Origin of the sequence: Methylobacterium sp. WL64, from assembly GCF_008039945.1 — a bacterium.
Lineage (GTDB): Bacteria > Pseudomonadota > Alphaproteobacteria > Rhizobiales > Beijerinckiaceae > Methylobacterium.
This window is the reverse complement of the sequence record NZ_VRVA01000008.1, coordinates 14,041-27,775: the sequence shown is the minus strand read 5'-3', so window position 1 is coordinate 27,775 and position 13,735 is coordinate 14,041. Positions and strand designations below refer to the sequence as shown.

General features: G+C 69.4%; 15 protein-coding genes. 7 read left to right on the top strand and 8 right to left on the bottom strand.

The annotated features are described in order from the left end of the window. Positions 1 to 29: 29 nt before the first annotated feature. The 3 genes from trxA to FV242_RS06370 all read right to left on the bottom strand — a co-directional run bounded on the left by trxA (position 30) and on the right by FV242_RS06370 (position 2,550). Positions 30 to 944, bottom strand: a complete 915-nt coding sequence (gene trxA, locus FV242_RS06380; RefSeq protein ID WP_147938341.1) for a thioredoxin — start codon at positions 942 to 944, stop codon at positions 30 to 32. A gap of 72 nt (positions 945 to 1,016) precedes the next feature. After that, positions 1,017 to 1,484, bottom strand: coding sequence for a hypothetical protein (locus tag FV242_RS06375; RefSeq protein ID WP_147908797.1), 468 nt, complete (start codon positions 1,482 to 1,484; stop codon positions 1,017 to 1,019). Between the two features lie 91 nt (positions 1,485 to 1,575). Beyond that, positions 1,576 to 2,550 carry a glutathione S-transferase family protein gene (locus tag FV242_RS06370; protein WP_147938340.1) on the bottom strand — a complete coding sequence of 325 codons (975 nt, stop codon included), beginning with the start codon at positions 2,548 to 2,550 and terminating at the stop codon, positions 1,576 to 1,578. Positions 2,551 to 2,785: 235 nt separating this feature from the next. On the opposite strand from FV242_RS06370, the gene FV242_RS06365 reads away from it, so the two are divergent. Further along, the gene (locus FV242_RS06365) at positions 2,786 to 3,010 is read left to right on the top strand and encodes a hypothetical protein (RefSeq protein WP_147908795.1); all 225 of its coding nucleotides are present in this window, start codon (positions 2,786 to 2,788) and stop codon (positions 3,008 to 3,010) included. On the opposite strand, the gene FV242_RS06360 is transcribed toward FV242_RS06365, so the two are convergent. After that, positions 3,004 to 3,957, bottom strand: coding sequence for a hypothetical protein (locus FV242_RS06360; RefSeq protein WP_147938339.1), 954 nt, complete (start codon positions 3,955 to 3,957; stop codon positions 3,004 to 3,006). The two genes, FV242_RS06365 and FV242_RS06360, sit on opposite strands and share 7 nt — an antisense overlap. 157 nt (positions 3,958 to 4,114) lie before the next feature. Here FV242_RS06360 and FV242_RS06355 point away from each other — a divergent pair, with 157 nt between their 5' ends. From FV242_RS06355 to FV242_RS06335, 4 genes are all read left to right on the top strand, one after another. Beyond that, positions 4,115 to 5,221, top strand: coding sequence for a spore photoproduct lyase family protein (locus FV242_RS06355; protein WP_147938406.1), 1,107 nt, complete (start codon positions 4,115 to 4,117; stop codon positions 5,219 to 5,221). A 26-nt stretch (positions 5,222 to 5,247) separates the two neighbouring features. After that, a complete protein-coding gene (locus FV242_RS06350; protein ID WP_147938405.1) occupies positions 5,248 to 5,766 on the top strand; it encodes a 2'-5' RNA ligase family protein in 519 nt (172 codons plus the stop codon). Between the two features lie 31 nt (positions 5,767 to 5,797). Further along, positions 5,798 to 6,556, top strand: coding sequence for a phosphatase PAP2 family protein (locus FV242_RS06345; protein ID WP_147908793.1), 759 nt, complete (start codon positions 5,798 to 5,800; stop codon positions 6,554 to 6,556). 265 nt (positions 6,557 to 6,821) lie between these two features. Continuing rightward, positions 6,822 to 8,120, top strand: a complete 1,299-nt coding sequence (locus FV242_RS06335) for a Gfo/Idh/MocA family protein (RefSeq protein WP_147938338.1) — start codon at positions 6,822 to 6,824, stop codon at positions 8,118 to 8,120. 6 nt (positions 8,121 to 8,126) lie between these two features. Here the strand turns inward: FV242_RS06335 and flgH are convergent, their stop codons facing one another. Genes flgH through flgF form a run of 4 tightly spaced genes read right to left on the bottom strand, consistent with a single transcriptional unit; the run spans position 8,127 to position 11,637 of the window. Next, the gene (gene flgH / locus FV242_RS06330; RefSeq protein WP_147855644.1) at positions 8,127 to 8,873 is read right to left on the bottom strand and encodes a flagellar basal body L-ring protein FlgH; all 747 of its coding nucleotides are present in this window, start codon (positions 8,871 to 8,873) and stop codon (positions 8,127 to 8,129) included. 31 nt (positions 8,874 to 8,904) lie between these two features. Continuing rightward, complete coding sequence (gene flgA / locus FV242_RS06325) at positions 8,905 to 10,056, bottom strand: flagellar basal body P-ring formation chaperone FlgA (RefSeq protein ID WP_187278349.1); 1,152 nt, start codon at positions 10,054 to 10,056, stop codon at positions 8,905 to 8,907. 34 nt (positions 10,057 to 10,090) lie between these two features. Continuing rightward, positions 10,091 to 10,882, bottom strand: coding sequence for a flagellar basal-body rod protein FlgG (flgG, locus tag FV242_RS06320; protein WP_092038758.1), 792 nt, complete (start codon positions 10,880 to 10,882; stop codon positions 10,091 to 10,093). Between the two features lie 14 nt (positions 10,883 to 10,896). Beyond that, positions 10,897 to 11,637: a flagellar basal-body rod protein FlgF gene (gene flgF, locus FV242_RS06315; RefSeq protein WP_147896360.1), complete on the bottom strand. Its 741-nt coding sequence runs from the start codon at positions 11,635 to 11,637 to the stop codon at positions 10,897 to 10,899. A 257-nt stretch (positions 11,638 to 11,894) separates the two neighbouring features. On the opposite strand from flgF, the gene fliL reads away from it, so the two are divergent. Beyond that, positions 11,895 to 12,461: a flagellar basal body-associated protein FliL gene (gene fliL, locus FV242_RS06310; protein ID WP_147908790.1), complete on the top strand. Its 567-nt coding sequence runs from the start codon at positions 11,895 to 11,897 to the stop codon at positions 12,459 to 12,461. A 52-nt stretch (positions 12,462 to 12,513) separates the two neighbouring features. Beyond that, positions 12,514 to 13,731 carry a flagellar motor switch protein FliM gene (gene fliM, locus FV242_RS06305; protein ID WP_147855648.1) on the top strand — a complete coding sequence of 406 codons (1,218 nt, stop codon included), beginning with the start codon at positions 12,514 to 12,516 and terminating at the stop codon, positions 13,729 to 13,731. Positions 13,732 to 13,735: the final 4 nt, after the last annotated feature.

Genomic DNA, 13,735 nt, shown 5'->3' with positions numbered 1-13,735 from the left:
GAATATCCGCCCCAGGGCGAGCCGAAGTGTCATGAGAACAGGAGCGCCGAGAGCTTGCGTCGTCCCCGGATCGTGTCGGGATCCATCACGCCCCAGGCCTCGAAGAACTGCAGGAGCTGCTTGCGCGCCGCATCCTCGTTCCATTCCTTGTCTCGCTTGCGCAACTCGATCAGGTGATCGACCGCCTGTCCGCGCTCGTTCGCGGCGGCGAGACCCAGAGCGAGGTCGAACCGCGCCTGGTGGGCGTCCGGATTGGCGTCGACCTCACGCTGCAATCCCGTGAGGTCGCCGAGCGAGGCGGCCTGCTCGGCGAGTTCCAGGGCGGCACGGACGCCGGTGAGCGCCGGGTCGGCGGCCTTTGCGTCCGGGACCATCGCCAGCACGCGCTTGGCATTCTCGATCTCGCCGGCGTCGAGCTGCATCTTCGCCAGGCCGGCGAGCGCCGCCACGTTGTCGGGCTGCTGCTCCAGGACCGCGGCGTAGATCTCGGAGGCGCCCGCAAGGTCGCCCTCCTCGATCAGGGCGGCGGCGTCCGCGAGTGCCAGCTCGACCGGATCCTGGGCGGGGCCCGCGACACGGTCGATCAGCTCCTTGATCTGGCTTTCCGGTACCGCACCCATGAAGCCGTCGACGGGCTGGCCCTTCTGGAACACGATCACGGCCGGGATCGACTGGATCCCGAGCTGGCCCGCGATCGAGGGATGGTCGTCGATGTTCATCTTGACCAGGGCCACGGTGCCCTTGGCCGCCTTGACAACCTTCTCCAGGACCGGCGTGAGCTGCTTGCAGGGGCCGCACCACGGCGCCCAGAAATCGACCAGAACCGGCCGGTGCATCGACTCGGCGATGACATCCTGTCGGAAGCCCGCGGTCGTCGTGTCCTTGATCAGGGCATCGGTGTCGCCGGCCGGAGCGGCGCCGCCGGCAAGGGTGTCATTCAGCATTGGCCTAGCTTCGGAACTTTTTTCGTGGAGTGCCTTAGATGGGGCTTCGGACCGGGTCTGACCAGTCCAAACTCACCGGGCCGGCGCCCCGGGTGCCCCCTTCTCCGCAGCTTTGGCGGCCGTTACGAAGGTTCCGGCGAAGGCGCGGCCATCCGCCGTGCTGGCCTCGCAGGTGATCGCGGTGCGGCCGGGCTCCGGGGCCGAGAAGCGGCAGGCGCCGATCGCCAGCGTCGGCGTCCCGTCCTTGCCGACCATCACCAAGTTGATCGGCTGCAGCGGGTCGGTCTCCTCGGTCGCCTCCTGCTGTGCGCCGTTGCCGCTGAAGCTGATGGTCTGGCCATCCTTCGCGGAGAAGTCGAAGCTCGTGCGGTTGCGGTTGACGGCATTCATCAGCACGTCGCTGCAGGACGCGCTGAGATCCTGGCCGTTGACGATCAGCTTCTCGCACGACCCTTCCAGCCGGAGCGCAGCCTGCGCGTGCGCCGTGCAGGGGAGGCCGAGGAGCGCGCAAAGCAGCGCGAGGCGCAGTCGGTTCGTCATGGCAGGCCTGTCTCCTCCGTTTGCGGTCGAACTAGGCGTCCTGAACGGTCTGTCGAGGGAGGCGGGCCTGCCGGGCGGGATCGGCCTCCGCTCAACCGAACCGTAGGGCACGGTCGTTTGGGGCGGTGAGATCGAGTTCTGGACCGAGCGGTACGATCCGGGTCGGGTTGATGGTCGGATGACTCTCGTAATAGTGCCGCTTGATGTGCGTGAAATCGACTGTCGAGCCCACACCGGGAAGCGCGTAGAGGTCGCGCAGATAGTTCGACAGGTTGGGATAATCCGCGATGCGGCGCCGGTTGCACTTGAAATGCCCGACATAGACGGCATCGAACCGCACGAGCGTCGTGAACAGGCGGATATCAGCCTCGGTCAATCGGTCGCCGCAGAGATAGCGGCCCCGGTCGAGGCGCTCCTCCAGCGCGTCGAGTTCGGAAAACAGCGCCTCGAAGGCTACCGCGTAGGCGTCCTGCGCGGTGGCGAAGCCGGCCTTGTAGACGCCGTTGTTGACCCGGTCGTAAACCCGCTCGTTGATCGCGTCGATCGCAACGCGCAGATCCTCGGGGTACAGGTCCGGCCCGGTCTCCCCGAAGGCGCTGTTGAGCATCCGCAGGATCTCGGCGGATTCGTTCGACACGATGGTGCCGCGCTTGCGGTCCCACAGCACCGGCACCGTGACGCGGCCGGTATAGGATGAGTCCGCCGCCCGGTAGACCTCGTAGAGGCGGCTGGCGCGATGGATCGGGTCCGGCGTCGCCCCGGGCGTGTCTCCGAACACCCAGCCCTCGGCACCCATGTGCGGATCCACCACCGAGACCGTGATCGCCTCCTCCAGGCCCTTGAGCGCCCGCCCGATCAGGGTGCGGTGGGCCCACGGGCAGGCCAGCGAGACGTAGAGGTGATAGCGCCCCGGCTCGGCCCTGAAGCCGCCCTCCCCTGAAGGACCGGGTGCTCCGTCGGCGGTCACCCAGTTGCGGAAGGACGAGGCCTTCCGCTCGAACCGGCCTCCGGTCGAGGCGGTGTCGTACCACTGGTCGCGCCAGACGCCGTCGACGAGGAGGCCCATGGTGATATCCCGGTTCAGATGGTCGTCGAAGCGAGATGGGAGCCCGGACGGCTGCGGAAAGGGGCCGGCGGCGCCGTCCGACTCGGTTCCGGCGTGCGCCCCAGCCTCGTGCAACGCAGGCTTGCGCGAACGCTTCTATTGCAGTGCAGCATAATCGGCCATTTTCCGGCCACCCGCCCGCTTCTGCGCATCCGCAGCGCCCCCGGCTCGGCGGGAGACTGGATGGAGCTGAGAGATGTCGTTCGCGCTGGTGCCCGTCGCTGAGGCGGCACTGTTCACCCTGGGGTGTCTGTTGATCCACACCCTTAAGCGGCATGCGGACGTGGTCACGGCGACGCTCGCCTGCGTCGCCACCCTGCTCGTGCTGATGATCGGGATCGCCTGCGCCCCCGAATCCTTCGTCAAGTATCAGGGGGCCAGCATCACCGAGTTCGCCCGCCTGGACCCCGCGATCTACTGAGCCGCGGTGGCGCGCCCGGCGCCGTTCATCTGCGCCAGCCGCCCGCCGGTCCCGCGCTGGCCAGAGACCGCCACGTCGAAATCGTCCCGCGGCAGCCGCGCCAGGAATCGCTCGGCCAACTCGAACAGCAGGATGTCGGGGCGCACGCGTTCGATGTAGCCCCAGTCGAGGCTGGCCGACCAGACAAAGTGAACCTCGCGGAAGCTTTCGGCCAGCAGCCCGGTCAGCAGGAACGGGTCAAAATGCGCGCAGGAATCACCGAACAGCACGAGGCGGCGCGGGTCGGCGCCCTCCGCCTCGTTCCGGAAAACGACGTGGGCCCCGACATGGGCCTCCCGGTCGCGCCCCTGCGCCTCGTAGGCGGCGAGCAGCGGGCCGACCTCGACCCGCTTGGCGTCGCGCAGCAGCATGAACCGGTTCAGCCGCTCCAGTGGGCGCTCGCTGAGTTTCTCGCCGAGGTCCATCACGGCTTCGGTGACGAGTTGCGGCCGCGCGCCGATATCGGCCGGCGGGATCGACCCCAGCGCGCGCATGATCTCGCGATAGGCCAGGAGGCAGCCCTCGATGGTCCAATGCGTGTCGGTGCGGAGGTAGAGCGGCACCAGGCCGTCACGGCCCGCCCGGAGGGGCGACAGGAGATCGAGGTAGGCCGGATGCCGGGCCAGGCGTCGCGCCAGACGGCGTGTGGAGGCCTTGCCCGGGGCGTAACGCAGCCCGTCGGTCTTGTCGTCGTAGACCGACAGCTTCTCCGGCACGATCACGTGAAGGCAGCGGATCCCGAGACGCTCCGCGCGCCGGGCCCGGGCTTCGATCAGCCGCGTCCAGCCGCGCAGGAGCAGCCAGTGCCGCAATCCGCCCCGGTAACGGTCCAGGACGCGGTTGGTGCCGCCGATGAGGAACAGCCATCCGTCGCGGCCGACATGTACGCTCTCCCTGCCTGCAGCCATGGCGGTGCTTTAGAGCCGTTCCCGATCACCTTGCAATCGGGAACGGCGACAGGCCTTCGATGCGGCGAGCGCTTCGGCCGCACGCTGCCGGGTCGCCGAGGCCGGACCCGCCCGGGGTGGCGTGCGTTCGACAGACATGTCGTCCAGCGCTGCCCTGATGCCCGCCCCCTCGCCGGCCGAAAGCCACGGCTCGGCCCGTGCCCGTCCGGCCCGGCTCTGGCGCCCGCGCCGAGTGCTGGTAACCCCGGCCGCGCTGGATTTCGCGCATGGGCGTGCCATGGTCGCGCGGGCCGAGGCGATGGGGCTGCCCGTGGAGCGGCTCGCCGCCAACCGCCTCACCGGGCTGCGCGACGCTGATCCGCGCCGGGCCTACACCGCTGCCAAGGCGACCCTCGCCATCACGGTGGCGCCGCCGACGAAGCTGCGGTTGCAACCGATCCCGCCCTCGGCCGACTGGCGCTTCGACCTCGCGGAGGGCTGCCCGGCCCATTGCCAGTATTGCTACCTCGCCGGCTCGCTCCAGGGGCCGCCCTTGACCCGGGCCTACGCCAATCTCGACGCGATACTGGGCAACCTCGCGGGCTATGCCGGCCAGGGCGCCGTGACCTCCGCGTCCACTGAGCGCGCTCACGAGGGCACGACCTTCGAGGCGTCCTGCTACACGGATCCTCTGGGCATCGAGCATCTCACCGGCTCGCTCTCGGCGGCGATCCGGCATTTCGGCGCTTGGAACGCGCCGGTGCAGTTGCGCTTCACCACGAAGTTCGCCGCCGTCGCCCCGCTCCTCGACCTGCCGCACAACCGGCGCACGCGGATCCGCTTCTCGGTCAATGCCCGTCCCGCTTCCCGCTACGAGGGCGGCACCGACCCGCTCGACGCGCGGCTCGCCGCCATGGCCGCGATGGCGCGGGCCGGCTATCCCGTGGGCCTAACCATCGCGCCGATCATCCCGGTACCGGATTGGGAGGCGGCCTATGCCGGGCTGATCCGCGATGCCGCCGACGCGCTGGCGGGCATCCCCGATCTGGACCTGACCGCCGAACTCATCACCCACCGCTTCACGCCGGTCTCGAAGGCGGTCCTGCGCGGCTGGTACCCGGGCTCGGACCTGCCCCTCGACGAAGCCGACCGCGTGGAAAAGCGCACCAAGTTCGGCACCGTGAAGCACGTCTTCCCGAAGCCCTTGATGCAGGCGATGCGCACGCATCTGACGGATCGCCTTGCTCGCGACCTGCCGGCCGCGCGGGTGCTCTACTGGACCTGAGCGGTTTTGGCGCCATGTCGCGTCTCATGCATGACGCGGCCCCCCTGATCCTGACGCTCGCCTTCGACGAGCCGACTTTCGCGCGCTTCGACGGCGAGCGCCGGCGCAACTTCCCGGAGGCCCTGAACTTCATCCCGGCCCACGCGACGCTGTTCCACCACCTGCCGGGGGACCGGGAGCGCGGGGTGATCGAGGCGGTGACGACGCTGGCCCGGACGGTGCCGGCGCCTGGCGTCGCCGTCACGGGCCTGCGCTTCACGGGCCGCGGCGTCGCCTACGTCCTCGAATCCGAGTCGCTGTCGAACTTCCGGGCGCGGCTGGCCAAGGCCTTCGAGCCCTACTTGACGGCGCAGGACCGGCAGGGTTGGCGGCCACACGTGACGGTGCAGAACAAGGTCACCCCCGACAAGGCCCGCGCGCTCCACGCCGACCTGTCGGCCGGCTTCGCGCCGTTCCACTTCACTGCGCCCGCGACGCAACTGTGGCGCTATCTTGGCGGTCCCTGGGAGCCCGTCGCCACGCTGGCCTTCGGGGAGAATGCCTGATGGTTCTCACACCGACCGGAAGGGGAGCGCCATGAGGGCGCCGGGTGGCCTGCAGCGCAATCCCCTGACCGGGCGCGCGATGTCGGTCTGGCTGCGCCTGCGGCTGAACGAGGTCGGGCCCCTCGTGGCTCTGCTCGGGGTCAGCATCCTGGGCTACGGCTTCTTCTACCTCGCCCACGAGGTCGGCGAGGGCTCGACCGCGGCGCTGGACCGCAAGATCCTCCTGGCCCTGCGCAATCCCGCCGACCTGTCCGACCCGATCGGGCCGCCCTGGCTCGAGGAGACGATGCGCGACATCACCGGGCTCGGCAGCGTCTTCACGGTCCTGTTCCTGACCTGTGCGGTGGCGGCCTACCTGGCGGTCTCCGGACGCCGGCGGATCAGCCTGTTCGTGCTCGCCGCGGTCGGCAGCGGTGAGCTAATCTCGACGGTGCTGAAGCTGTTCTACCAGCGGCCCCGGCCGGACCTTGTCCCGCACGGCATGGAGGTCTTCACGGCGAGCTTCCCGAGCGGCCACGCCACGATGTCGGCGATCGCGTACCTGACCCTGGCGACCCTCATTGCCCGGCTCGACCGCAATCGCAGCGCGAAGGCCCTGGTTCTCGGACTGGGGGTCGGCCTGACGCTGCTGGTCGGACTCAGCCGGATCTATCTCGGCGTGCACTGGCCGAGCGACGTGCTGGCCGGGTGGTGCATTGGCGCGGCCTGGGCGTCGCTGTGCTGGTTCGTCGCCCTCCAGCTTCAGCGGCGGGGCGAAGTGGAGGCGCCCGATCCCCCGCCGCCCGCCTGACCGGACGATCAAGGTAAACCGGAGGTTGAGGGGGCCTTCGGGTACCATCCGCGAGGCGACGGAGGCGGCCTCCGAGCCGGATTCCGGCGGCCCGCCGCCTGGCCGACAGTGAGGCGGAGGTCGCGCGTCTGCGCGCCGCGCTGCTGTCCGGAAACGACCGGATGCCGGCCTGCGTTCACTGACGGGACAGCGTCGATCGCGGACGCTCGTCCCATGTCGCGGCGATTCGATGCCGTGACCCGGATCCAGCGAAACGGCGAGGCTCATGGCGGACGACACCCGGCTCTCACGACGCACCCTCCTGGCCGCGGGGGGCGCCCTGGCCGGCGCTGGCCTCGGCAGCACCGCCCAGGCGGCCCAGCCCGGCCCGGCGGTTCCGACCGATACCGGCGCAGTTCAGGGCGGCCGCGTGATGTTCCCGAACTGGCGCGGCCCGGCCGACCGGCCGCCGGTGCCGAGCCCGGCGCCGCAGCCTCCGGGCCAGCGGGTCGGCTATTGCGTCGTCGGCCTCGGGCGTTTGAGCCTCGACGAGATCCTGCCGGCCTTCGGGGCTACCAAGCGCTCGCGGTTGGCCGCGGTGATGTCGGGAACCCCCGACAAGGCCAAGCTCGTGGCGCGGCAATACGGCCTGCCCGAGGATGCCGTCTACGGCTACGACGAGTGGGATCGGCTGAAGGCCAACCCGGCAATCCAGGCGGTCTACGTCGTGACGCCCAACAGCGTGCACCGGGACAACGTCCTGGCCGCCGCGGCAGCCGGAAAGCAGGTGCTGTGCGAGAAGCCGATGGCGGTAGCCTCGCAGGAGTGCCGCGACATGATCGCGGCCTGCAACCAAGCCAACGTCAAGCTGATGATCGCCTATCGCTGCCAGTACGAGCCGCACAACCGCGCGGTGATCAAGCTCGCCCGCTCAGGCGAGTTCGGGCGTCCCCGGCTGATCCAGGCGTTCAACGGCCAGACGAGCGGGCTGCCTGAGCAGTGGCGGCTCAAGAAGGCGCTCGCGGGCGGCGGATCGCTGCCGGATATCGGGCTCTACTGCCTCAACACCACCCGGGCCGTCCTCGGCGAGGAGCCCGACCTGATCCAGGCCCAGATCCACTCTCCGCCCGACGATCCGAAGTTCCGCGAGGTCGAGGAGACGGTCACCTTCACGATGCGCTTCCCGTCCGGGGTGATCGCGCAATGCACGTCGAGCTACGGCGTGTACGAGGCCCGGAGCCTGACGCTCCACACCGGGAGCGCCTCCGTCGATCTGCAGAACGCCTTCGCGTACGAGGGCCAGCGCCTGTTCGTGTCCCACCGCGACGGCAAGAACGGAACCCGCGACGAGAAGGTTCTGAGCCCCAAGAACCAGTTCGCCCTCGAGATGGACCACTTCTCCCGGTGCATCCAGGAGAACCTGCGTCCCCGCACCCCCGGCGAAGAGGGGCTGCAGGATCAGGTGCTCATGGAGGCGATCTACGAGGCCGCGCGCACCGGTGCGCCGGTGAAGGTCGGGCCGCCCGCGGGGGCCGCCTCGGGCCTCGACGTGACCCGCGGACCGGAGCCGGAGGAGCCGAGCTGAGAGCGCTCAGAACGGCAGCAGGATATCCACGATCTGCTGGCCGTAGCGGGGCTGCTGCACGTCGGTGATCTGGCCGCGGCCGCCATACGCGATGCGGGCCTGGGCGATCTTGGTCGAGTCGATGGTGTTGTCGGACTCGATGTCCTCCGGCCGGACCACGCCGGCCACCACCATCTCGCGAACCTCGAAGTTGACGCGGATCTCCTGCTTGCCCTCGACCACCAGGTTGCCGTTGGGCAGCACCTGCGTGACCACCGCGGCGACGTTGGTGGTCACGGTCTCGGCCCGCTGGACCGAGCCGGCGCCGTCGTTGGCCGTGGCCGAGGTGGCGGCGAGCAGCGCGGTGCTGCCGACGCCGAAGGACTTGCCGACGGCATTGTTCTCCAGCCCCAGGGCGTTCGGCAGGCCGAAACTTTCGGTGTTGGCCCGGGACCGCTTGGTCTCGTTGTTGATGTTGGCCTTGTCGGTGACGTTGACCTTCACGGTCAGCAGGTCGCCGAGCCGGGCCGCCCGCTGATCCTTGAAGAACGCCCGGGAGCCGGTGCGCCAGAGCGAATTCGGCGCGTAGGAGACCGGCTGCACGTCGGGCATCGGCATCCGGACAGGCTTGTAGCCCGGCTGGGTGGTTGGATCCTCGATCGCCGACAGCGCCGGGGTGGCGCCGACCTGGGACAGCCGGTCGGCGGTGTTGCAGGCCCCGAGGCCGGCGAACAGCACGGCGACGAGCGGGGTCAGGGCGAGGCGGCTGGTCATCGGGAAACTCGTTGACGCATCGGATGGGCGATCAGCGCAGGGACGCCGTCGCCTGGACTTGCGGGGCCGCGGCGGCCTGCTGAGCCGTGGAGGCGGGGCCGACCGAGACCCGGCCGGGGCCGACCACGGTAGCCTGGAGGACCTTCTTCGAGGCCACGTTCACGACGTTGACGACCGCGCCCATCCGGCCGGCCTCGTTGGCCAGCCCGCGCATCGACAGGCTGACGCTGGCGGTCTCGTACACGATGGTCACGCTCTCGCCCCGGGCCACCAGCTCCGGCAGGGCGGTGTCGGAGACCCGCAGCACCGTGCCGGCCGGCAGCGCGTGCTGGGCGACCTCACCCAGGACCGCCGTGGCGCCGGCCTGCGCGTCGGCCGCGACCATCTCGCGGGGACGGCGCTCGACGACGAGGTCGCCGTCTCGCACCGGATCACCCCGGTTGAGCGACCGGGTGAGCACCGCCACCTCGCGCAGTTCGACCACCACGCCCGAGACCCGGAGCGATGCCTGCCGCTCGCCGAGGCTGACGAGACCCGTGACGCGGCGGGAGCGCGGATCGTAGGTCAGGTCGAGGGCCGTGGCCTGACCGGCGAGGTCAACCGGCGCCAGCAGCGTCGGGCCGTCGCCGTCGAAGCGGACGGCCACGCTGCGCGGATCGAGGCCGTAGCCCGTCTCCAGGGCGCGCTTGAGCGCGGCCTCCAGATCCGGCGGTCCCAGGCGTCGCGCGGCGCGCTGCACGGCGATCTGCATCCGGCCACCGGTCTCCAGGCCGGTCAGGCCCAGGGCTGCGGCGGCCTCGACGATGCGGCGGGTCTGGATCGTGCCGGTGGCGCCGAGCGCGGGTGAGCGGAACAGCGGCCGCGCGGCGAGCGCGTCCGGCGCGCCCTCGACGAGGTCGGACAGGGCGAGCACATCGCCGCGGGCGGTCACGTCTCCGCGCAGGCGCGGCTGCGCCTTTTGAGCCTCGTTCTGCGGGGGGGCGGTCTGGGCCATCGCCGGGATCGCAAGGGCGCCGATGGCCGCGAAGGTCAGGAAGGCGAGCGCCGCGCGCACAAGCACCGCGGCGCCGGGGGGCGCCACCCGCGGGCGGGTCCGGCGGACGATCGGGTTGAGGTCGCTCTCGTCCGTCGCCGTGCTGACGAGGGGCAGGTCGGCAAGGTCGATCTGGGAGCCGGCATACATGATCGGAGACCTGAAGTGAGGGCAGGACGCGCGGTCAGCTGCGGAACATCTGCGAGGTGGTAGAGAGCATCTGGTCGGCGGCGGTCACGACCTTCGAGTTCATCTCGTAGGCGCGCTGCGCGGCGATCAGCGACGAGATCTCGGTGACGGCGTTCACGTTCGCCTCTTCCAAATAACTCTGCTGAAGGTTTCCAAATCCTTCCGCTCCCGGCAGGCCGCTGATCGCCGGCCCCGAGGCCGCCGTCTCGATGAACAGGTTGTCGCCGATCGATTCGAGGCCGACCTTGTTGACGAATCGCGAGAGCTGGAACTGGCCGAGCGCCTGCGGCGCGGTCTGCCCGGGCAGCGTCGCCTGGACGGCGCCGGTAGCGCTGATCGTGACCGCGGTCGCCGTCTGCGGCACGGTGATCGCCGGATCGAGCAGGTAGCCGTCGCGGGTGACGAGCTGGCCGGTGGCCGAGAGGTCGAACGAACCGTCCCGGGAATAGGCGGTGCGGCCATCCGGCATCGTCACCCGGAAGAAGCCCTCGCCACGGACCGCGACGTCGTAGTCCTTCTCGGTCGAGCTCAGCGTGCCCTGCGACATGACGCGGGCGGTCGAGGTCGTCTTCACGCCCGAGCCGAGGGCGAGGCCGGCGGGAAGCTGGGTGTTCTGCTCGGAAGTCGAGGAGCCGGCTCGGCGCAGGTTTTGGTAGAGCAGATCCTGGAAATGCACCTGCTGGCGCTTGTAGCCGGTGGTGCGCAGGTTCGCGATGTTGTTCGAGATGACCTGGACGTTCAGTTCCTGGGCCGCCATGCCGGTGGCGGCTGAGTAAAGGGCGCGCATCGGTCGAGCCCCCCTTACGCGACGTCGGCGAGGCGGCGGATCGCCGTGCCCCGCAGGTCGTCGAGGCGGCTGATCATGCTCGACACCATGGCATAGGAGCGGTTCACGTCCATCAGCCGGGTCATCTCGATGACCGGACGGACGTTCGAGCGCTCCAGCGCGCCGGATTCCAGGCGGCCGTCGAGTCCGGCCGCGCGGGCCGGCTCGGGCGACGCGTAGAGGTTGCCGCCCTCGTTGGTGAGACGCTGCGGGTTTGCGAAGGTGACGAGCTTGATCTTGCCGCGGATGCCGAGGTTGGTCGACACGGTGCCGTCGAGGCCGATCGTCAGCCCGGTCTCCTGCTGGTTGATGGTGATCGGCCCGCCGTCGCCGACGACCTTGTAGCCGTCGCTGGTCACCAGCGCGCCGGTCGGGTCGATCTCGAAGGCGCCGTTCCGGGTGTAGCGCTCGCCTTGGGGCGACTGCACCGCGATGAACGCCGAGCCCTTCACCGCGACGTTGAGCGGGTTGCCGGTCTGCTCGATCGGCCCCTGCCCCAGGTCCAGCGTCGTGCCCTGGTCGATGACGTAGGAGAGGCGCCTGTCCGGGCGGGCGAACGAATCCGCGCTGGCCACCGGCATCAGGTATTCCTGGAACCGCGTGCTCCGGCCCTTGAAGCCGGTGGTCGAGACGTTCGCCATGTTGTTGGAGATGACGTCCAGCTCGCGCTGAAGCGCCACCTGGCTCGACACGCCGACGAAGAGGGCATTCTGCATCGTGGACTCTGACACTCGCGTGCCGCGGTGGCGGCAACGATCCATTCAGCATCCGCTGTGCCAACGCTCAAAAATCCAAATTTAAATGCAAATTGAATGATTTGCGCGACGCTCCGGCAACCACCCGGATGGGTCGGGCCTGCGCTACGGCAATCCTGGCCCGGCAGGATTTGCCCGCTTAACGACGCGTTAACCGTAATGCTCCGATATCCGGTCATACCCGGCACGCGGATATCCGCGAGAGAGTATTATTTCCCATGGCCAAGAAGCCCAAAAAGGCCGCCGAAGAGGGCGAAGCCGGCGCCGAGGCGGCTCCGAAGGGCAAGAAGAAGCTCATCATGATCGGGGCGGCCGTGTTGCTGGTCGTCGTCGGCGGCGGCGGTGCCTTCATGATGATGGGGTCTGGCGGTGGCGGTGAGGGCAAGGAGGCTGCCTCGGGCGGCGGACATGGTGGTGGTCACGGCGGCGGGCACGGCGACGCCGCCAAGGGCGTCGGCCCGGACGGCAAGAAGCCGATCGTGTTCGTCGAGATGCGCGAGATGCTGCTGAACCTCAGCCCCGACGCGCCACAGGAGAAGGCCAAGTACGCCAAGCTGCGGCTCGCCCTGGAACTCAAGGATGCCGGGGTCGAGGACGAGGTGAAGCCCCTGATGCCGCGCATCGAGGACACCCTGCAGGTCTACATGCGCGAGCTGCGTGCGAGTGACCTCACCGGGTCGGTCGGGCTCTACCGGCTGCGCGAGGAGTTGCTGCGGCGCGTGAACGTCGCCGTCTATCCCGCCAAGGTCGAGGCGGTGCTGTTCAAGGACGTGATCGTCCAGTGACCGACCCGTCGGCCCTGGCGGTCACCGCGAACCAGGCTTCTAGCGGACGCGTCTGATGGAACCCGAGGACGAACTTCCCGAAGACGACTGGTCGGCCGCCCTCCTGGAGCAGGGCGCCGAGGGCGGCGACACATCGCTCGCCGAGGAATGGGGCGCGGCGCTCGCCGAGCAGGGCACCACGCGCAACGCCGGAGACGTCGCCGCCGAATGGGCGACGATGATCGAGGACGGGGAGAGCGACAACCTCCCCGAGCTCGCCGGCAACGACCGGGTGCTGAACCAGGACGAGATCGACGGCGTCCTCGGCTTCTCGATGCGCGAGCTCTCGGCCTCGGGGGCCGGGGGCGTTCAGGCCATCGTCGACTCGGGCGTCGTCCAGTACGAACGCCTGCCGATGCTGGAGATCGTCTTCGACCGGATGATCCGGTTGCTGTCGACCTCCCTGCGCAACCTGTTCCAGGACAACGTCGAGGTGACGCTGGACAACATCACCTCGGTGCGCTTCGGCGACTATCTCAACGCGATCCCGCTCCCGACCCTGCTGGGCGTGTTCCGCGCCGAGCAATGGGAGAATTCCGGCCTCGTCACAGTCGATTCGAACCTCGCCTACGCGACCTTCGACCTGCTGCTCGGGGGCAAGCGCGGTGGCTCGTCGAGCCGTCTCGACGGACGGCCGTTCACGTCGATCGAGATGACGCTAGTGCGCCGCCTCGTGGAGATCGTGCTCGGCGACCTGGAGATGTCGTTCCAGCCGCTCTCGCCGGTGACCTTCGGCATCGACCGGATCGAGACCAACCCGCGCTTCGCCACCATCACCCGCCCCGGCAACGCCGCGATCCTGATCAGCCTCCGCCTCGACGTCGACGGGCGCGGCGGCATGCTGCAGATCCTGTTCCCCTACGCGACCATCGAGCCGATCCGGGAACTGCTGACCCAGAGCTTCATGGGCGAGAAGCTCGGCCGAGACCATGTCTGGGAGGGCCACCTCGCCACCGAGATCTGGCAGGCCGACGTCACCATGGAGGCGGTGCTGCACGAGATGATGCTGCCGCTCAAGCAGGTGATGCGCCTCAAGGTCGGCGACACCCTGATGTTCGACGCCAAGCCCTCCGACCTGATTGCGGTGCGCTGCGGCGACTGGGCCCTCACCCAGGGACGGATCGGCCAGGTCGACGGTAACATCGCCGTGCAGGTCACCCGGCCCCTGCGCCGCTCGCGCACGACCATCCAGGCCTACGAGGCCTCAATGAACAGCCACACAGACGTCTAGCGTG

What these genes read in the sequence shown, in the direction of transcription:
- trxA (WP_147938341.1), bottom strand. Translation starts at nt 944, where the DNA reads ATGCTGAATGACACCCTTGCCGGCGGCGCCGCTCCGGCCGGCGACACC.
- FV242_RS06375 (WP_147908797.1), bottom strand. Translation starts at nt 1,484, where the DNA reads ATGACGAACCGACTGCGCCTCGCGCTGCTTTGCGCGCTCCTCGGCCTC.
- FV242_RS06370 (WP_147938340.1), bottom strand. Translation starts at nt 2,550, where the DNA reads ATGGGCCTCCTCGTCGACGGCGTCTGGCGCGACCAGTGGTACGACACC.
- FV242_RS06365 (WP_147908795.1), top strand. Translation starts at nt 2,786, where the DNA reads ATGTCGTTCGCGCTGGTGCCCGTCGCTGAGGCGGCACTGTTCACCCTG.
- FV242_RS06360 (WP_147938339.1), bottom strand. Translation starts at nt 3,957, where the DNA reads ATGGCTGCAGGCAGGGAGAGCGTACATGTCGGCCGCGACGGATGGCTG.
- FV242_RS06355 (WP_147938406.1), top strand. Translation starts at nt 4,115, where the DNA reads ATGCCCGCCCCCTCGCCGGCCGAAAGCCACGGCTCGGCCCGTGCCCGT.
- FV242_RS06350 (WP_147938405.1), top strand. Translation starts at nt 5,248, where the DNA reads ATGCATGACGCGGCCCCCCTGATCCTGACGCTCGCCTTCGACGAGCCG.
- FV242_RS06345 (WP_147908793.1), top strand. Translation starts at nt 5,798, where the DNA reads ATGAGGGCGCCGGGTGGCCTGCAGCGCAATCCCCTGACCGGGCGCGCG.
- FV242_RS06335 (WP_147938338.1), top strand. Translation starts at nt 6,822, where the DNA reads ATGGCGGACGACACCCGGCTCTCACGACGCACCCTCCTGGCCGCGGGG.
- flgH (WP_147855644.1), bottom strand. Translation starts at nt 8,873, where the DNA reads ATGACCAGCCGCCTCGCCCTGACCCCGCTCGTCGCCGTGCTGTTCGCC.
- flgA (WP_187278349.1), bottom strand. Translation starts at nt 10,056, where the DNA reads ATGTATGCCGGCTCCCAGATCGACCTTGCCGACCTGCCCCTCGTCAGC.
- flgG (WP_092038758.1), bottom strand. Translation starts at nt 10,882, where the DNA reads ATGCGCGCCCTTTACTCAGCCGCCACCGGCATGGCGGCCCAGGAACTG.
- flgF (WP_147896360.1), bottom strand. Translation starts at nt 11,637, where the DNA reads ATGCAGAATGCCCTCTTCGTCGGCGTGTCGAGCCAGGTGGCGCTTCAG.
- fliL (WP_147908790.1), top strand. Translation starts at nt 11,895, where the DNA reads ATGGCCAAGAAGCCCAAAAAGGCCGCCGAAGAGGGCGAAGCCGGCGCC.